Source organism: Coprococcus sp. AM14-16, assembly GCF_003434675.1.
In the GTDB taxonomy this organism is placed as follows: domain Bacteria; phylum Bacillota; class Clostridia; order Lachnospirales; family Lachnospiraceae; genus Coprococcus; species Coprococcus aceti.
On sequence record NZ_QTLL01000001.1, the window covers coordinates 1,327,604 to 1,345,572 of the forward strand.

Genomic DNA, 17,969 nt, shown 5'->3' on the forward strand with positions numbered 1-17,969 from the left:
GTTTGATGAACAGGCGATAACGTCTGATTCAATATAACACATCAGCAACTGATTTTCAAAAAAAAATTAAAAAAGTTGTTGACAAACATCACCGACTTGTGTATAATAGGTTTTGCGTTGGTCGCAAAGGACTAACGGGGTGTGGCTCAGCTTGGCTAGAGCGCTTGATTTGGGATCAAGAGGTCGCAGGTTCGAATCCTGTCACCCCGACTTATAATCCAAAACACTGTTAAGCATTATGCGGGTGTAGTTCAATGGTAGAACACTAGCCTTCCAAGCTAGATACGTGGGTTCGATTCCCATCACCCGCTCTTTATTTTCGCTAACATATACATATAGCGGGAATTGGTACGTGTCCGTAGCTCAGCTGGATAGAGCAACGGCCTTCTAAGCCGTGGGTCGGGGGTTCGAATCCCTTCGGGCACATTTTTGTATCTTAGCTACTACTACTGTTAGCAGGCTAAGATATATTTTTATAAAATAACAATTATTTTATAAGCCTATGGTGGGTATGGCGCAGTTGGCTAGCGCGCCAGATTGTGGCTCTGGAGGCCGAGGGTTCGAGTCCCTCTATCCACCCTTTTTCTTTATCGCACATATTAGCGATGCTATTGGGTTATCGCCAAGCGGTAAGGCACAGGACTTTGACTCCTGCATTCGCTGGTTCGAATCCAGCTAGCCCAGTTATTAAAGTCCAGACTTATGGGCCATTAGCTCAGGCGGTAGAGCACTTGACTTTTAATCAAGTTGTCCGGGGTTCGAGTCCCCGATGGCTCACTATTTCCCTTCTGGTATGAGGGGCTATTTTTATTTTACGGAGAATTAAGCGGATATGGCGGAACTGGCAGACGCGCTAGACTTAGGATCTAGTCCTTCGGGGTGCAGGTTCGATTCCTGTTATCCGCATTTTTTATACCTTTTATCATGACGTTTCGTCCTATCTTCCATTTTTTTTAGTAGATGGCAAAAAAATACGCTCTATCCTCAATGGATAGAGCGTATCTTTATACTACCATATTCTTCTATATAATACAGTACGAATTACTCAGCGTCTGCCGCCTCGGCTGCTTCTGCTGCTGGCTCTGCCTCATCTGTATCTTCCTCATCATCGAAGAAGTCATCGTCGAAATCATCGTCGAAGTCATCATCAAAATCATCAAGGAAGTCTGGTGTAAGATATGAATATACTGCATATGCAATACCTGCAATAGCAGCAACGGCACCAATGATAACCAAGATCACAAATAATGTGCTCTTTGCCTTCTCTTCTGTTGCATCGCCTTTAACTAAGATTACGTCACTACTCTTCATCGTTACATTCCACCCTTTCTTAACCCTGTAACGGGTTTCATTATATTATATTGATTTGAGAGAAGAAACATACAGTTATTATCTCCCAACACATACCAAAATTATAGCATACGGTTTTGATTATTTCTATATGTATTTTATAAATAAATCTAACATGCGGTTTAATTGACTACTCGCATTTTTTGAGCTTTGCAAACGAAGCAAACATCTTCCTGACACCGCATCTGTCGAAATTCACTGTAACCTCGTAATCCTTATCGCCCTTCTCCAAAGCCTCCACAGTACCCGGACCAAACTTAATATGTCTGACTCTGTCTCCAACAGCATAATCCGGCTTGCCAACACTGTTTACCACAAAGGCTTTGCCGAACGAAGGCTGGGAAGACGGCTGCCCGTATGACTGCTGTTTTGCATAGCTGCTGTATGGATTCTTCTGTCCATAGCTTCTGCCTGAGGCTGCTCCAGCGGTTCTTCCACCGCCATAGCCGGCATATGTATCACCATATGAACTTCCATACGCATCTCTGCGTCCTTCACCTCTGTTATATCTGTCGACAGACTCCGACTCTCTTCGCTTTGCCATATTCTTCATATCAGCTTCATGCTCAAACAGCATAGGCGGGATCTCTCTTATGAATCTGGACACATCGCTGTACACCCTGTTACCATGCATCATTCGTTCCTTCGCCGCACTCAGGTACAGCTTTTTCATGGCTCTGGTTATACCCACGTAACACAGACGTCTCTCCTCCTCAAGAGCATCGGGATCATCTGAGTTGAGTGCCATTCCACTAGGAAATACTCTGTCCTCCATTCCGCATATAAATACATATGGGAACTCCAGACCCTTGGCACTGTGGAGAGTCATCAGCTTGACCTGATTGTCATCCTCCGACATGGCATCGAGGTCAGACACAAGCGCAATCTCCTCCAGGAACTCGCTGAGCCCTGCCTCCTCATTATCCTCTGTGAATTCCACCACCTTGTTGCGGAGTTCATCGATATTCTCAAGCCTAGTCATGGCCTCCTCTGTGTGCTCTGCTATGAGCTCTGACTCATAACCCGTATCCTCAAGGATCCTGTCGTACACCGAGTCAAGGCTCTCACCATCCGCCAGCATATCCCTGAATGATGTGATAAGCTCCGCAAACTGCCTGATCTTAGCCGAGGTCTTGGCAGCCATTCCCGGTATCTCGTCAGCTCTCGCCGCAGCATCCATCATCGACAATCCATACGCATCCGCAAATGACTCAACCTTGCTGAGACTCGCCTCGCCTATACCTCTCTTCGGAACATTTACCACTCTCCTGAAGTACAGGTTGTCAGTGGAATTGTTGATGACCTTGAGATATGCCAGAACATCCTTGATCTCCTTTCGGGCATAGAAGTTTGTGCCGCCATATACTCTGTATGGTATGTTCGCATACACCATCTTCTCTCCGAGCACACGGGACTGTGCATTCGTCCTGTAGAGGATAGCTATATCCCTGTAGTCCACTCCCTGTCTGACAAGAGTCTTGATACGGCTCGCCACCATATCCCCCTCTGCATATTCCGAATCGCACTGCTCAAACGAGATCTTCTCACCGGCATCCTTATCCGTCCACAGAGCCTTATCCTTACGGCCTGCATTGTGCTGTATGACTGCATTCGCTGCGGCAAGTATATTGCCACAGGATCTATAGTTCTGTTCCAGCTTGATAACCTTCGCATCCTCATATTCCTTCTCAAAGTTCAGGATATTGGTTATATTCGCTCCTCTGAACTTGTATATGGACTGATCATCGTCTCCCACCACACACAGGTTCCTGTATTTTCTCGCAAGCATCTTGACCAGCAGGAACTGTATGTGATTAGTATCCTGATACTCGTCAACCATGATATATCTGAATCTATTCTGATATGTATCAAGGACATCAGGATTGTGCTCGAACAGCTCCACCGTCTTGTAAATAAGATCGTCAAAGTCCATCGCATTGTTCTTCTTAAGACGACTCTGATACTCAGTGTACACCTCTGCAGCCTTTGTTCCTGCATAGTCTGCAACATTCTTTTTTGCAAATTCATCAGGTGACAGATACTTCTCCTTGGCCTTGGATATCTCCGCCATGAACATCTTCTCGGGATACCTCTTCGGGTCTATCTGAAAATCCTTGAGTATACTCTTCACCGTACTCTTCTGGTCATCCGAATCATATATATCAAAGTTCTTGCCATAGCCGATCTTATCAGCATATCTTCTGAGTATCCTCACACACAGCGAATGAAATGTGCTGACCCATACCCTGTCAGCTCCGTCCCCAACTATCAGATCAACTCTCTCTCGCATCTCACGGGCCGCCTTGTTGGTGAATGTGATCGCCAGTATGTTCAGAGGATTAACTCCTTCGTGCTCCATGAGATAGGCTACCCTGTGTGTGATAACCCTGGTCTTTCCGCTTCCTGCTCCCGCAAGTATGAGCAGTGGCCCATCCACATGCTCACAGGCCTGTTCCTGCATATCGTTAAGTCCTGCCATAATTCCTCCTGTATCCTGTGACGTAAAAAACGCCGTTATATATACCAAACATATGTTTTATTCCATCTGCCTAGTATATCATAACAGCGTTTATTTGAAAATATCATTATTCAATTATAATGTATTTGTCTTTAGATCAGCTTCGTTCCACAGTTGCCACAGAACTTCGCACCGTTAGTTGGCTGTCCACAGTTAGGACAGAACTTTGGGGCTGTTCCGGTTCCCGCTGCCTGCGTTGCTGCATTGTTCATCTGGTTCATAGCTCCGGCCATCTGACCTGCCATAGCCATTCCCATCTGCATTCCTACCATGGCATTTGCCATATCCGTTGCATTGCTTCCGGCTGTTCCTGTACGGCCACCCCTTGCCATGGAATCAACCATATTCACCTGCTGGAATCTGTTCATATCCCCTATCATAGAATACTCAGCAGCCTGATCAGCACGCTTCTGTATATTCTCAGGATATGTAAACTCGCTTATTCTGAAATCAGTTATCGTAAGTCCGATTCCCAAGAGTTCCATGTCCAGATCTTCCTTGATACCCTTAGCTATATCAACGGAATTGGCCATAAGATTGAATACGTCTCCGCCAACCTTTGTGATCCACTTCATCAGCAGTCCGTCCAGGATACCCCTTATCCTGTCTCTTATGTCATCGACTGTGAACTGCTGCTTTATACCTGCAACCTTCTCTATTAGAACATTATAATCGTCTATCTTGAATGAGAATTTACCATTTGATCTCACAGGAAGTCCGCCCGGAAGTCCCGGTGCCTGAAGTCTGATCGGTGAACTGGTTCCCCAGTTACATGTAAACTCTTTTGTATTCACAAACAGAACCTCTGCGCGAAGTCCTGAATTGAATCCGAACTTAAATCCCTTCAATGTTGAAAGGAATGGTATGATCTGTGAATCAATAGTGTAGTTTCCAGACTCGGTAAATATACCTTCAACCGCTCCGTTATAAAGGAATATAGCATCCTGTCCCGGTTTGATTATAAGCTTTGAATCCTTCTTGATCTCTCTATTTGTCCACTTCCAGAAGATGACGTCATCTCTGTACTCTTCCCATTCTACAACATTAGCAAACTGATTTGAAAATAAACCCATGTAGTGCACTCCTCTCTGTTCTGCAATATGTTTGGAATATTATAATCCCATCTTTGCCTTAAGTGCTGCAAGCTCATCCTGAACGTCTGCATTTGGAGCTGCATCATACTTGCTTGCAAGATCATCTATTGAATCTGCGCTTGATGAATTGAGCTCGCTCATTGCATTTGCCTTGTCAAGCATAGCGTCTGCCTTTGCTTCCATTCTTGAAAATGCATCAAGTGAAGCTGATGAATCGCCGATACCGCTCATCATCTTGTTCATACGCTCCTGAGTCTTAGCAACCTGAACCTTTGCCTTGATAGTCTCTTTTCTTGCATTGAGATCGCTGACATCCTTTGTGAGCTTGTCATGCATCTGTCTCATCTTGGCTGCGTTAGCTGCTGCTGCATCATATGCCTGCTGAAGAGCTACCTGCTTCTGCGTGAGCTGGTTCTTCTTCTCGAGGAACTTCATTGCATCGCCCTCGTTACCTGCTACAAGTGCCTTCTCTGCATATGTCTGCATCTTTGCGATCTCTGCGTCACACTCATCAAGCTGTCTCTTGCATCTCTGCTCCTCTGCCATAACAGTTGCAGTCTCTGACTTAACCTTTCTGAGATCCTCCTGAAGGTCTCTGAGGTACTGATCTATCATCTTCTCAGGATCCTCTGCCTTGTCAAGAAGTGCATTGATGTTTGATGACATAATGTCCTTAAATCTCTTTAAAATTCCCATAACTTTTTACCTCCGCGTTTTAGGTTGATTTATTTGTATATAATATTAAATGTTGCCTCCTGTCGACGACACCACCATTATATGATCTCCCATGCTCCGGCGCAATGCCATGCATGCTGTGTTGCTGCATCATATAATGTGCTATTCGACACGTTACCCCCTGTAAAGTATCAGCCGCCAACTTATCAGGCTTTAATATTCAAAACTAGCGCGTCCCCTGCATGTTGCACGAAACTTTTATACGACTCCGTCATCCACGTCATCATAGGCATCGGATATACGTCCGCCTATTCTGAAATCAGGTCTGCCGTTCTTGTCTGAGTCGCTTCCCTTGGCACTCGCATCCGTTATCGACTCCTCAAGTCTCACCGGTGTTCTGTCTCCAAAGCGTCTCATCTTATCGTCATGATCACTGTCTTTTATGACATGTATCGAAGAATCCGCATCGTCAGTCTCCCTCTGGACACTCTTGACCGGTTCCCTGGATGCCTTCACCCGGATCGGTTCAGGCTCCTTCTTATCTTCAAAATCGAACTCCCACTGAACCATCTCCGGCTCACCGTTCTTATCCTTGTGCTCCTCATCCTTGGCTTTGTTCTTCTCGTAATACAGCTCATTCGCCAGAAGCTGGCTGATCTCCAGTATATCGGCATAGCGCTCCTGCTTCTTCATATCCATGAGACCTTCCATGAGCTCCTTCTTGTTGTTCTCAATGATCTCAGATTTCTTTCTCAGAGAATCAAGGACTCTGTCGCTCTCCATGCTTATCATATTATATGCCTGGTTCACGGTCTCGTTGATCTCCATCAGCATCTCATTTGTATAAATGATAGATGCCGCATATATCTCGTTGGCCGTTCTGAGCGCCTGCCTGTCCTGCTTGCCAAGGCTCTTGACCTTGCGGTCCACAAAGAGCGGGCTTGGCTTTGTAAGCCTGATCCTGGATGCAGTCTCCTCGGCCTCCGCGATGATCTCATCGGCCTCCTGCTCTGCCTCCTTGATGATCTTGCTTCTCTTGTCTGTGATCTCATGATATGCCTTGAGTTCCAGATCTATAGTAGTCTTGAGCTCCTCAACGATCTCAAGAACCTCTTCCTTGTTGACCAGTACCTTACCTGCTGCAAATGGAACGTTCTGTCCATCTCCAACTATATCCTGTATTCTATCTAAAAGCTGTTTAGCTTTTCCGTTCTCCATAATAGTGCCTCCATCGCAACTTTTCTATCTCATAAGTATACGCTAGTTTATTTTAGCATCTTTCATATGGCATTTCAACGTTAATCTATCGCCGGTTTCACATCATCTCTCGGAAGCCCAAGGAAATCCTGTATAAGATGTCTTGTAAAAAGCCGTCCTTCCTCGCTCTCAAATATACGCTCAGGATGCCACTGGAAGGCAAGTATGCTCATCGTCGGTGATACAAATGCCTCGACAGATTCATTCTCCTCATCGACCACTATCGGATAGAACATCGTCGACAGATTTTCCAGATAGACACAGTCGCTGTGGAAGTTGTTTACCTTGATATATCTGTCCGTCTTGACTATCCTTGCCATGTGGTCTGTGCCTCTGGGTCTTGGCACCTTAAAGCGCGCGGAATAACTTATCTTACCGCCAAACAGCGCATTTATGTGCTGCATTCCCCTGCACACGCCTATCACTGGGATCTCATTCTGGACGCAGTACATTATGAGTTGCTCCTCTAGCGCATCACGGTGCGGCTGCAGCTCTGCATTGTGCGGCTCCACATAATGTCTCGGATGGAGCGTTCCGCCCCCTGTCACTATCAGGAGATCAAACTGTTCATCCACTATCTCATCAAAGTTTTTTGTAAAGTTGGATACCGGTCTGAGTCTTATTCCAAGGCTCTCATAGAACTCCACATAAGCAGCCTCGAGAACGTCCGTATATTTTCCATACATATTGTGTCCTTCCCGCTGTGTTATAAGTGCATGTAACATAAAACCTATACCCCCTTTGTTATCTTACCGTGTGCACAGTCGAGCGTCACCGTCTGCTGTTTTTCCACGAAACTGTATATGCAGTCTCCGCAGCCTATTGCCGCCGGGATGTTGAACTCCGCACACCTTATCGCCATGTGGGATGCAACTCCGCCGTATTTCGTTATAAATCCTTTTATCCCCTTTGCAAATATCCAGTCGTATCCCGGATCCGCCTTCGGGAGAACTACTATCTTATCCTGAACGTCAGCCACATCCTCGTGATCCTCATTCTCATAATTTTCAAGCAGGAGAATGTCACCCGTGACGCATTCAGATGTTATGAAGTTAGGTCTGGCCTCCCATATCTCTATGCATTTTAACTGCAACGGATCATATATGACCTCCGGCAGTATAAGCATGGACGCCCTCTGGAATTTCTTTTTGTTCTGATCTATGATCTTTCTCCATATATCGCCTGTGAATTCCGCAGGTCTGTTCACCATAAGCTGAATATCCGGCACCTCAAGATATGCCATGTCTTCCTTGCTTATGCCAAGTTTATCGCCTATATCTATAAGTATGTCTATGGCAAGGCTTAATGTCTTGGTGAACTCGAACTTGAAGAATTCCCTCTCCTCCATGGAATCCTTGAGGAAATCCAGAAATTCCCTGAGATCCACATAAAAGCCTATATCCTCAAGTGCCTCCATGAGCTTAACCGAATCCAGAGGATTATGCTTAAGCTCCTCTATGGTCTGCCTCTGCTTTCTCGCAGCAGCGCTTCCCTTGGACAGGTCGAACTCGTGCTGGGCGTATGTCTCGCAGGTTATGTCGTATGTGCCTGAACGCAGATGTCCATATTTTTCATCAAATGTAACTCTTGTTATCCTGCCGTCCACCAGATCCTGAAAGTCAGAATCGTACTCCGACGCAACAGTATATATCGACATCATAAAATCGTCTATCTCTTTGTCCGTAAAATATCCTCTGTACACAAGGGATCTGCTAATCGCCTTCGATATGAATGCCAGTCTCGCCTGTCGCGCAAATTTCGGGGTTCCGTAATGCTTTATGCTCTCTATGAGCTGTACAAAATACTGTATCAGCGTTACCACATCATTGTGCGCCATAAGCCAGTTGCTTCTCGTATTCTCACGGTGGACACGAAGGCCGTTAAGAGCCCTGAGATCCTTCATCCTGTTTCTATTGAAATTGCATATCGCATTGTTTGTCAGATTGAACAGCGAATCCGAGAGGTCCGCAATCTCCTCCCTGGTGAACCCGGCTTCCGTCAGTGTCCCCAGCTTGTCCTCCGTCGAGAAGTCATATTCGGAAAATGCTATCTCAAATTCTATCTTGTCATGGGCGGTCGGATCATCTATAAGCTTCTTATCGTAATACTTCAGAAGCTTCGCCTCCAGCCTGTCATCCAGTTCATCCGGCATCAGCCCCAGGAACGACTTCTTAAGAGATATGTACGGCTTGTTGCCAAGCTTATACATGAGGTCTCCATCCACCTCTCTGTAACCAATGTAGCTGAGTCCCTGATTCCATGCCGCAGACGTGATGATCTCCCTGTACAGGGAATAGTCAAGCGGATGGGGATTTTCACCTATGATCTCCGCAGGATTCCAGAATGCCATATCCGACAATATGGTGTTCCTGTCCCCAACCAGGCTGCTGATCTCCCTGTATGTATCCTCAGCCTCCAAAACAGTCCTGAACACCTCTTCGTCATCGACATCGGAGTGAACACCATTGATGCTGGCTGCAAGAGGTCTCATCTGAAATATCGTGACTGTATTGTCCTCATCTATTGCGAACTCCACATCCAGTGGATATTCAGGGTGCATCTCCTCCAGCTCACGCATGGATCTGATGAGCGCAGCCCAGTTCGCCGGCAGCTCATCACAGTCCACATTCCTGATTATGTATACCGTCTTTCCTCCCCTTCCGCTTGTAACCGCGTCTGTGGATGAATCATCGTAGGTTATCGTATAATATGGCCTGTCCTTCTTGATCTCCCTTGAAAATATAACGCCGCTGTAGCTGATATTCGTGATCTGTCTCTGTATGAGAACCTGTTCGCCGGACACATCGTCCAGATCACATTTATATGAATCCAGCACTTCCCTGACTGCCCTTACTACCGCCTCTCCGTCTGAAGGGTCCACTCCCAGAATACTCTCATAGTGACCGGCATTCGAAGTGTTGAGTCCGTCTTCATTTGAGGACGAGCTTCTGACCACGATATACCCTCCGGCAAATTCTTCTGCTATCTCCGCCGCAAGTCCATACGGATCGGCATCAAGCTCAGCTCCGGTTACTATCTTCAGCTTTTCCACTCTCGAATACTTCAATTTTTCATACAGGCTCTTAAGAACATCAGCCTTTGAAGAAATCCTGTCTGCCATGTTGCCTCCTTATTAAAAAAAGCTGCACTTAGTGTATACTAAAGTGCAGCTTACATCAATTTCTTTTTATATGTAATTGTACCGTTCTGTGATCTACTTCACTGTGAGAAGGTCGTCCACTGACTTTCTAGGCGGCATCTCCGGTGCAAATGCAGGATAACCCATAGCCACAACTGCGGCAACAGTCTGTCCATCAGGAATACCAACTATCTCCCCTACCTTTGCATCGTCAAATATTCCGAGTATGACTGTTCCAACGCCCTTATCATGAGCGGCAAGACAGAATGTCTGGGTTGCTATACCGGCATCGAACATCTCCCACTCGCTGCCCTTGCTTGTGCTGAACTCTCCTGACTTCTCATAGCCACATATTCCGTCCTTCTTGGTGACTATCATGAGCTGCTTCGCTCTGCTGACTGTCTTCTGGTTGAGAGGGAAATCCATAACGCCCTCTGCAGCTATCTTAGCGATGATCTCCGGCTCCTCCACAAGTGTATATCTGATAACCTGTGTATTCTTCCATGATGGCGCATATGACGCCAGCTCAACAATCTCTCTGACTGTGTCAACACTCACCATCTCATCTGTAAACTTTCTCACACTTCTTCTGGTCTTGATACATTCTACTGCGTTCATACAATGTCCTCCTGGTGTAAAATCTTATAATAATCCCTGGATATATAATATCCCGCTCGTGAACTTGTCACCGACGTTATTCACGTAATTCCTGTATTCCTTATAGTCTATATAATACTTCTTTCCCCATGAAGATACAACAAGATATTCTCTTCCTTTTATGGTGCACACTCCTGTAACAGTCACATAATGTGAGTGGACATTCTCCCTGATGGAGCTCTTCAGCTCACCGTCCTTGTCCACATAAAGGCTGATACCCTTCTTGCCAAATGGATTGTATCTGTTAGGTCCTATGGCCAGTATGACCGGCTTATTCTTTCTTATGAGATGTCTTATATCTCTCAGCATCGATTCATCGGACTGCATCATCTTCCACTTTGCCTTGAGCCCTATGTCGTTCAGCATGAAATATCTGTTCATCGTATGCTTGAGTGCTATTCCCAGCATACCCTTGTGCATGAGAAGTATCACGTAGTGCACATAGAAAAATCTCACATACTCAAGATAGTCATGCTTGTTGTATAAGCCTTTTGGCTTGTTGATCTTTCGGATGGCATCGGTCATCATATTCGGATTCTGCTCAGCAAGATACATCGTGAGGTCTGCCATGGCTATAACACCACATCCGACCTTCTGCATCTTCTTTGACTTTGACCAGTTCTGATTGCCACCGTAGCTCACCAGATTCAGATTCTTTATCTTCACATAATCTCTATTAGTTAAATATACATCTTCCATTGTTAGTCCTTTCCAGCGCTGTGTGCGCCATATGCCTGAAGTCATATATTAGTCTGCTCGTCTTTGCTATAGATTATATCATGAATTGCAATCCACATCAAGCATTCTTAACTGTGTTAAGTAGTTTTAAAAACTACATTCGTTGTTTTTTGATTATTTTCACTTTACTTTTTGCCGGTGATTTGTTATAAGATTATATGAGTTGGATAAGTGATCGCGGCTGCATTTTTGCAGGTGAGGAAAGTCCGGGCTTCACAGGGCAGGATGCCGGATAACGTCCGGTGGAGGCGACTCCCAGGCCAGTGCAACAGAAATATACCGCCATATTCGTATGGTAAGGGTGGAAAGGCGAGGTAAGAGCTCACCGCTGCCATGGTAACATGACAGGCTCTGTAAACCCCATCCGAAGCAAGACCAAATATAGCTTCTGCAAAGGAGCTTGTGGAATGATACAGTTGCCCGCTGCATTCCAGGTAGGTTGCTTGAGTTTTATGGTAACATAAATCCTAGATAGATGATCACTCTCGACATAACCCGGCTTACAGTCCAACTCATTCCCTTTCATAGTATTTTTCTTATATTTTGAACAAAAAATACGGCACGGAGACATTTGATTTGCCTCTGTGCCGTATTTTTTATGCTACTGGTTATTCTTATTGGTTATTCTATATCCTTGTGTGAACCTTCATCATATCCTGAAGCATCCGCCACCTATAAATTCTCTGAGTATGGAATTGGCAGGTATGTATTCCGTGTCTATATCGTGGAACATATCTATCAGACGCAGAAGTCTCGCCGCATCCTGGTAATGCTCTGAAGTCTCATCTACCCCGAGCAGCAATGGTCTCGCCTCACGCCGTATGGCGGTATATTCGTACAACAGTCCCGAGTTAAACATCTCATCAGCCTCGCTCTCATATGGGAAGATATATTTCTCCTCTCCCCTTCTGACTGAGCTCCACATGGAAAGTGTCTTCTCCACATCGTTCCCTCTGGTCCTGCTGTCTCTGACTATTCTCCTGAGCAGTCTGCTGTCTATGGTTGAAACCTTTGCCGGCTCGCCGTCCTCACCTTCAACGTACAACTGATTAAGAGGACTTATGTATATCTTGTACTTGTCTTCATCCGCCAGGCCGTATGTCATCTTCGGGTTAAGCGAATGGATTCCTTCCATGATGATAACATCATTTTCACCTATTTTGAGAAGGTCCCCATGATATTCCCTCACTCCGGTCTTGAAGTTGAAAACAGGAAGCTCTATCTCTTCACCGTCCAACAGCCTTGTCATATCCCTATTAAGTGTTTCAAGATCCATGGCCTCCAGGCACTCGAAATCATAGTTGCCATTCTCATCCTTCGGATTGTCTTCACGGTTCACAAAATAGTTATCCGCAGCTATCGCATGTGGTCTGAGTCCCATGGCACGAAGCTGGATACTGAGTCTGTGGGAAAGTGTTGTCTTGCCCGCCGAGCTCGGCCCGGATATCAGTATTATCCTGCGCTTCTGTTCGGAGACTTTTCTGGCTATCTCATACATGCAGTTACTCTGCATAGCCTCGCATACCAGTATGAGCTCCAGTCCCTTTCCTGAATCGATCATCTCGTTCAGCCTGTCGACCGAATCGATACCGACTTTCCTCGCCCACTCCTTTGCAGTTGTCTTTAATGATGTTATACTTCTCTGCTCATCACCCATATAAATATCTACTCCATATCCGATATAAGTCTCAATGCCTCTTCCATGCATTCCTTTTCATGCGTGAGCTCACCGGCACGCCGTCTGGCATTGACCGTATCCGCCTTCTTCAGTCCTTCAAGAACTTTTCCGGTCGAATCAAGCTTATCCCTCAGATACTCTCCGAGGATCTTGTCATGATTATGTATGAGGTAATATCCGTATTTATAATATACTTCATCCATGGCTGACTTATTACCAAAATCCTGTGCTGTCACATCCACGTTCAGTACAACGTAGTATTTGCCAGCATCTATCAGCATTTTTTCCTCTGTGATCTTCCAGCCATTCTCTGCGATGTACCTTCTCAAATGCTCTGTCTCCGACTGGGGCTGCAGCACGAGCTGACCGGCTGACTGTACCACATCCATGCCGGCTTCAAGTATATCCGTTATGAGGATTCCTCCCATGCCGGCTATTATGATGGAATCCACCTCACCCGGAGATATGGTTGCAAGTCCGTTTCCGAGTCTCAGATCAATACGGTCTGTCATATTCCACCTGGCTATATTATCCCTGGCTATAGCACACGGACCGGTTCTAACATCTGATGCTATGACCCGGTCCGATATGCCATTTGCCACAAGGTATATGGACACAAATGCATGGTCGCATCCAATATCACACACTCTGCCGCCGGGCTTTACCATGTCGGCAACAGTCTTCATACGAAGTGACAATTCTATATCTTTCATAATTATTATCCTCGCACCATCCATGCCAGATCGCGCGGTCCTCTCTGCTAGTTATACAGGAAATCCTTGAGCTTTCTGCTTCTGTTAGGATGTCTCAGCTTTCTGAGCGCCTTTGCCTCGATCTGTCTGATACGCTCTCTTGTGACATTGAACTCCTTGCCGACTTCCTCAAGGGTTCTTGGTCTTCCGTCATCCCATCCAAATCTGAGCTTTATAACTCTCTGCTCTCTCTCTGTAAGTGTGCTGACTACCTCGTCGAGCTGCTCGTGCAGCAGTGTCTGGTTTGTCGCCTCAACAGGTGTAGGGATACTCTCATCCTGTATGAAATCTCCAAGATGGCTGTCCTCCTCCTCACCGATAGGAGTCTCCAGTGATACAGGCTCCTGTGCGATCTTCATGATCTCCTGAACTCTCTCCTTTGGAAGTCCCATAACCTCTCCGACTTCCTCTGGAAGCGGCTCTCTGCCGAGCTTCTGAAGCAGATCTCTGCTCACTCTGGTAACCTTGTTGATGGTCTCAACCATATGAACCGGGATTCTTATGGTTCTCGCCTGATCTGCGATGGCCCTTGTGATGGCCTGTCTGATCCACCATGTCGCATATGTTGAGAACTTGTAACCCTTTCTGTAATCAAACTTCTCCACGGCCTTGAGCAGACCGAGGTTACCCTCCTGTATTAGATCGAGGAATAACATTCCACGTCCAACATATCTCTTGGCTATACTTACAACAAGTCTGAGGTTGGACTCAGCAAGCTTCTTCTTTGCCATCTCATCGCCTGCCTCCATTCTCTTGGCAAGCTCTATCTCCTCCTCCGCGCTGAGCAGAGGCACCTTTCCTATATCCTTCAGGTACATCTTGACAGGATCCTGTGTTGTGCTTGATATATCACCTGTATCTGTGAAATCTATCTTCTCAACATCCTCGCCCTCAGCGATCACGTCCTCGTCAAGTGTTGGCTCCTCCTCATCGTCATCTGTTATCTGAAGTATGTCCACACCGTTCTTTTCAAGGAAATTGAAGATCTTCTGCATGGTATCCAGATCAAGGGCAACCTCCTTGAGATCGTTAAAATGCTTGATGAGCTCTGTGTCCTCTATAACGTTCTTCTTGCTGTGAGCTATGTCAAGCAATTCCTGAAGCTTTGTGTTGAACTTTGCGTTGATCGCATCGTCCTCACTCACCTTGATCATATACTTGTCTTCATTTGAATTGATCGCATCCATTGTACTCATATCTTTCCTCCACATAATGTATTGTTTATTTCTTATAAAATAACTTTAAACTTTTCTATCTTTTTCCTGTCCTTGATGAGCTGCTGAACCTTCATCATGTCATTCTCGCTCTCAAGCTGCTTTTTTATGCTGGCAAGCTTTATCTTTTTCACGACCTCGGTTATGGCATTGCCAACCTCCTCCTCGGTCATGTCTATCGCCAGATCTGTCTGGAGCATGCCTGCCACCAGTCTCTGTTCCTCCACATCCTGGAATGTGTTCACCACCACAGCGGGCTCAACCTTGTGCTTCTCCCTGTACTGTGAGTACAGCTTGTCCGCTACGGTCCGGTATATTCCCGGCTCAAAGTCCGCCTCACTCACCACGCCGTCAAGTCTGGCAAACAGCTCCGGCCGGTTCACAAGCCATGTGAGCAGCAGCTTGGCGGTCTTATTATCCTTTGTCTCAGGTCTTCCCGGAGCTCCCGCGCTCTGGTCTCCCGGGAACTCTTCATAGCCCTGCTGTTCCTGGAGTCTGCGGGTCTCCCGCTCCACTATCTCCGGCTTTGCCGTGCCCGCAACACCGTAGGCATGTACCTTCGCGGCTAGGGCATCCTTGTCGATCACATATTTCCTCGCTATGGCATCGACATAATTATTTCTCTCCAGGTCGTCCTCAATATATGCCAGTTCCCTAGCTATCTGGTTCTGGAACTTGGTCAGCTCACCCGGATCGCTCTGGTCATATTCCTCAGAATATATCCTTGCAAGGAACATCATTCCGCTCTCAGCTTTCTTTATCCTCTCCTCAAATGCCTCGCTTCCAAGGTTCTGTATGAACTCATCGGGATCCTTGTACGGTCTCATATTGATGACCCTTGCGCTGACTCCGACCTCCCGGAGAATTGCTATGACCTTCTTCGTCGCCTCCACGCCTGCGCCGTCACTGTCGTACGCCAGATAAACCTCATCGGCATATCTCTTTATTATCCCAGCATGTCCAAATGTAAATGCCGTTCCAAGGGATGCCACGGCATTGTCAAATCCTGCCTGATGCATGGAGATGACATCCATATATCCCTCACAGCATATAAATCCTTTTCTCCTGCTCCGCCTTGCTATGTTCATGGCAAACAGCGTATGGCTCTTGTCGAACACCGCAGTATCACTGGTATTTATATATTTCGGTTTTCCATCGCCCATGACTCGTCCGCCAAATGCGATGACCTTGCCGTTTATATCCAGTATCGGGATCATGGCTCTGTTCCAGAACTTGTCCACACCGCCTTCCTTCTCGCTGATCTCAACAAGTCCCGAGCCCTTCATCTGATCATCTGTATATCCCTTGCTCTTCAGATACCTGTACAGATCATCCCTGTATATATCTGAATATCCAAGCGCAAATTTATTTATCGTCTCATCAGAGAGACCTCTTGTCTCGTGAAAATACTCATAAGCCTTCTCACCATGCTGGCTGTGCTTCAATATATAATGAAAATATGCAGCCGCAGTCTTGTTCATCTCCCTGAGCGTTATCTTATACTGCTCCCTCGACCTCTCCTGGGCGTTCATGGACTTCTCAGGGAGCTGTACTCCAGCCCTCTCCGCAAGTCTCTCCACAGCCTCCGGGAAATTGAGGTTCTCATATTCCATGACAAATGTAAACACGTTGCCACCGACTCCGCAGCCGAAGCAGTGATACATCTGTTTTTCCCTGTTGACCTTAAATGACGGAGTCTTCTCATGATGGAACGGACAGCATGCCTCGTAATTCGCGCCCTTCTTCTTAAGGCTTGCGTAGCTTCCGATAACATCCACTATATCATTTCTTGACAAGACTTCATTTATCACGTCATCCGAATAATACAATTCGATTCCTCCTGTTTGTCAGGTATGCTCAGACCTTCCAGGACTTCGGTATATATATACTCTTAAATGTCTCTATCGCATAATTGTCTGTCATACCAGCTATGTAGTCGCACACGACTGTCTTGGGATCCTCTCCCATATATATCATCTCAACACATTCATTTGTCAGCCTGCTGGCGTCCTCAATGAAGTATTCATACAATATCCTCAGCATCTTGTCGGCCTTGAGCTCCTCGCTCTTGGCTATCGGGTTAGTGTAGAGATATCTGAACATGTATGTTCTCAGCTTCCCCAGAGCATCCCCGATCTCCGCCGACATACCGACATAATCCTTGTCCTGACTCGTATTTATCACATCATGTATGAGACAGTTCAGTCTGGTGCGGGTATTCTTCCCGAGAATGTCGGTGATATTGGTCGGAAGATCCTCCTCCTTCAATATGTTACCCCTTATCGCATCATCTATATCATGATTGACGTACGCTATCTTGTCCGCCAGTCTCACACACTGTCCCTCCAGCGTATGCGGAGTGCATGATGTCTTATGGTTTAGCATTCCGTCCCGGACCTCCCAGGTGAGATTAAGTCCCTCACCACGGTTCTCAAGACGTTCCACAACCCTTACGCTCTGAACATTGTGGCTGAAATTATTGCCCGCGCAGGCCGCAAGTGTCCGCTCACCGACATGTCCAAATGGCGTATGTCCCAGGTCATGTCCCAGCGCTATCGCCTCCGTCAGATCCTCGTTAAGCCTGAGTGATCTGGCTATCGTCCTTGCTATCTGCGACACCTCCAGAGTATGGGTCAGTCTGGTCCTGTAGTGATCATCACCCGGCGACAGAAATACCTGAGTCTTATGCTTAAGTCTCCTGAACGCCTTGCAGTGGAGTATCCTGTCCCTGTCTCTCTGGTAGACCGTTCTGAGGTCGCACTGCTCCTCCGGTCTGTCACGTCCTGTGGACTGATCACTGAACGCCGCATATCTGCTGAGCACTTCGTGCTCCCTTTTTTCCTGCTGTTCCCGTATCGTCATAGAATCTCTCCTATCACATGATCAATATTTCTTAC

The 17,969-nt window shown here is 46.4% G+C and carries 14 protein-coding genes, 7 tRNA genes and 1 other RNA gene; 8 read left to right on the forward strand and 14 right to left on the reverse strand.

The window, feature by feature from the left end:
- Positions 1 to 135 precede the first annotated feature (135 nt).
- The 7 genes from DW159_RS05905 to DW159_RS05935 all read left to right on the forward strand — a co-directional run bounded on the left by DW159_RS05905 (position 136) and on the right by DW159_RS05935 (position 906).
- Positions 136 to 210, forward strand: a tRNA-Pro gene (locus DW159_RS05905).
- Positions 211 to 240: 30 nt separating this feature from the next.
- Positions 241 to 311 (forward strand) — tRNA-Gly (locus DW159_RS05910).
- Positions 312 to 352: 41 nt separating this feature from the next.
- Positions 353 to 426 (forward strand) — tRNA-Arg (locus DW159_RS05915).
- 79 nt (positions 427 to 505) lie between these two features.
- Positions 506 to 579: transfer RNA gene (locus tag DW159_RS05920), tRNA-His, on the forward strand.
- Between the two features lie 33 nt (positions 580 to 612).
- Positions 613 to 684: transfer RNA gene (locus DW159_RS05925), tRNA-Gln, on the forward strand.
- A 20-nt stretch (positions 685 to 704) separates the two neighbouring features.
- Positions 705 to 777: transfer RNA gene (locus DW159_RS05930), tRNA-Lys, on the forward strand.
- A gap of 49 nt (positions 778 to 826) precedes the next feature.
- Positions 827 to 906 (forward strand) — tRNA-Leu (locus tag DW159_RS05935).
- Positions 907 to 1,041: 135 nt separating this feature from the next.
- On the opposite strand, the gene DW159_RS05940 is transcribed toward DW159_RS05935, so the two are convergent.
- The 9 genes from DW159_RS05940 to DW159_RS05980 all read right to left on the reverse strand — a co-directional run bounded on the left by DW159_RS05940 (position 1,042) and on the right by DW159_RS05980 (position 11,389).
- Positions 1,042 to 1,311 (reverse strand): hypothetical protein, encoded by a 270-nt coding sequence (locus DW159_RS05940; RefSeq protein ID WP_015533951.1) that lies wholly within the window; start codon positions 1,309 to 1,311, stop codon positions 1,042 to 1,044.
- 169 nt (positions 1,312 to 1,480) lie between these two features.
- Positions 1,481 to 3,829, reverse strand: coding sequence for a DNA helicase PcrA (gene pcrA, locus DW159_RS05945; RefSeq protein ID WP_117549339.1), 2,349 nt, complete (start codon positions 3,827 to 3,829; stop codon positions 1,481 to 1,483).
- Positions 3,830 to 3,960: 131 nt separating this feature from the next.
- Positions 3,961 to 4,941 (reverse strand): SPFH domain-containing protein, encoded by a 981-nt coding sequence (locus DW159_RS05950; protein WP_015533953.1) that lies wholly within the window; start codon positions 4,939 to 4,941, stop codon positions 3,961 to 3,963.
- Positions 4,942 to 4,980: 39 nt separating this feature from the next.
- On the reverse strand, positions 4,981 to 5,658 hold the full coding sequence (locus tag DW159_RS05955) for a PspA/IM30 family protein (protein ID WP_015533954.1): 678 nt from the start codon (positions 5,656 to 5,658) through the stop codon (positions 4,981 to 4,983).
- A gap of 237 nt (positions 5,659 to 5,895) precedes the next feature.
- The gene (locus tag DW159_RS05960; protein WP_117549341.1) at positions 5,896 to 6,855 is read right to left on the reverse strand and encodes a hypothetical protein; all 960 of its coding nucleotides are present in this window, start codon (positions 6,853 to 6,855) and stop codon (positions 5,896 to 5,898) included.
- 80 nt (positions 6,856 to 6,935) lie between these two features.
- Positions 6,936 to 7,619 (reverse strand): gamma-glutamyl-gamma-aminobutyrate hydrolase family protein, encoded by a 684-nt coding sequence (locus DW159_RS05965; protein ID WP_015533956.1) that lies wholly within the window; start codon positions 7,617 to 7,619, stop codon positions 6,936 to 6,938.
- A gap of 5 nt (positions 7,620 to 7,624) precedes the next feature.
- Positions 7,625 to 10,015, reverse strand: a complete 2,391-nt coding sequence (locus DW159_RS05970; RefSeq protein WP_117549343.1) for a PEP-utilizing enzyme — start codon at positions 10,013 to 10,015, stop codon at positions 7,625 to 7,627.
- A gap of 93 nt (positions 10,016 to 10,108) precedes the next feature.
- Positions 10,109 to 10,651 (reverse strand): nitroreductase family protein, encoded by a 543-nt coding sequence (locus DW159_RS05975; RefSeq protein ID WP_117549344.1) that lies wholly within the window; start codon positions 10,649 to 10,651, stop codon positions 10,109 to 10,111.
- Between the two features lie 24 nt (positions 10,652 to 10,675).
- Positions 10,676 to 11,389, reverse strand: coding sequence for a hypothetical protein (locus DW159_RS05980; RefSeq protein ID WP_055223258.1), 714 nt, complete (start codon positions 11,387 to 11,389; stop codon positions 10,676 to 10,678).
- Positions 11,390 to 11,587: 198 nt separating this feature from the next.
- Between DW159_RS05980 and rnpB the strand changes: the two genes are divergently transcribed.
- Positions 11,588 to 11,947: RNase P RNA component class A (rnpB, locus tag DW159_RS05985), an RNA gene on the forward strand.
- Between the two features lie 130 nt (positions 11,948 to 12,077).
- Here the strand turns inward: rnpB and DW159_RS05990 are convergent.
- The 5 genes from DW159_RS05990 to DW159_RS06010 are packed head-to-tail and all read right to left on the reverse strand — an operon-like array spanning position 12,078 to position 17,934.
- Entirely contained in the window at positions 12,078 to 13,085 is a 1,008-nt protein-coding gene (locus tag DW159_RS05990; protein WP_055273287.1) for a uridine kinase family protein, read from the reverse strand.
- A gap of 8 nt (positions 13,086 to 13,093) precedes the next feature.
- Positions 13,094 to 13,819: a tRNA (adenine(22)-N(1))-methyltransferase gene (locus tag DW159_RS05995; protein WP_117549346.1), complete on the reverse strand. Its 726-nt coding sequence runs from the start codon at positions 13,817 to 13,819 to the stop codon at positions 13,094 to 13,096.
- A 47-nt stretch (positions 13,820 to 13,866) separates the two neighbouring features.
- Positions 13,867 to 15,054, reverse strand: a complete 1,188-nt coding sequence (gene rpoD, locus DW159_RS06000; protein ID WP_022216124.1) for an RNA polymerase sigma factor RpoD — start codon at positions 15,052 to 15,054, stop codon at positions 13,867 to 13,869.
- A 32-nt stretch (positions 15,055 to 15,086) separates the two neighbouring features.
- Positions 15,087 to 16,901 (reverse strand): DNA primase, encoded by a 1,815-nt coding sequence (gene dnaG, locus DW159_RS06005; protein WP_117549348.1) that lies wholly within the window; start codon positions 16,899 to 16,901, stop codon positions 15,087 to 15,089.
- Between the two features lie 28 nt (positions 16,902 to 16,929).
- Positions 16,930 to 17,934: a deoxyguanosinetriphosphate triphosphohydrolase gene (locus DW159_RS06010; protein WP_022216126.1), complete on the reverse strand. Its 1,005-nt coding sequence runs from the start codon at positions 17,932 to 17,934 to the stop codon at positions 16,930 to 16,932.
- Positions 17,935 to 17,969: the final 35 nt, after the last annotated feature.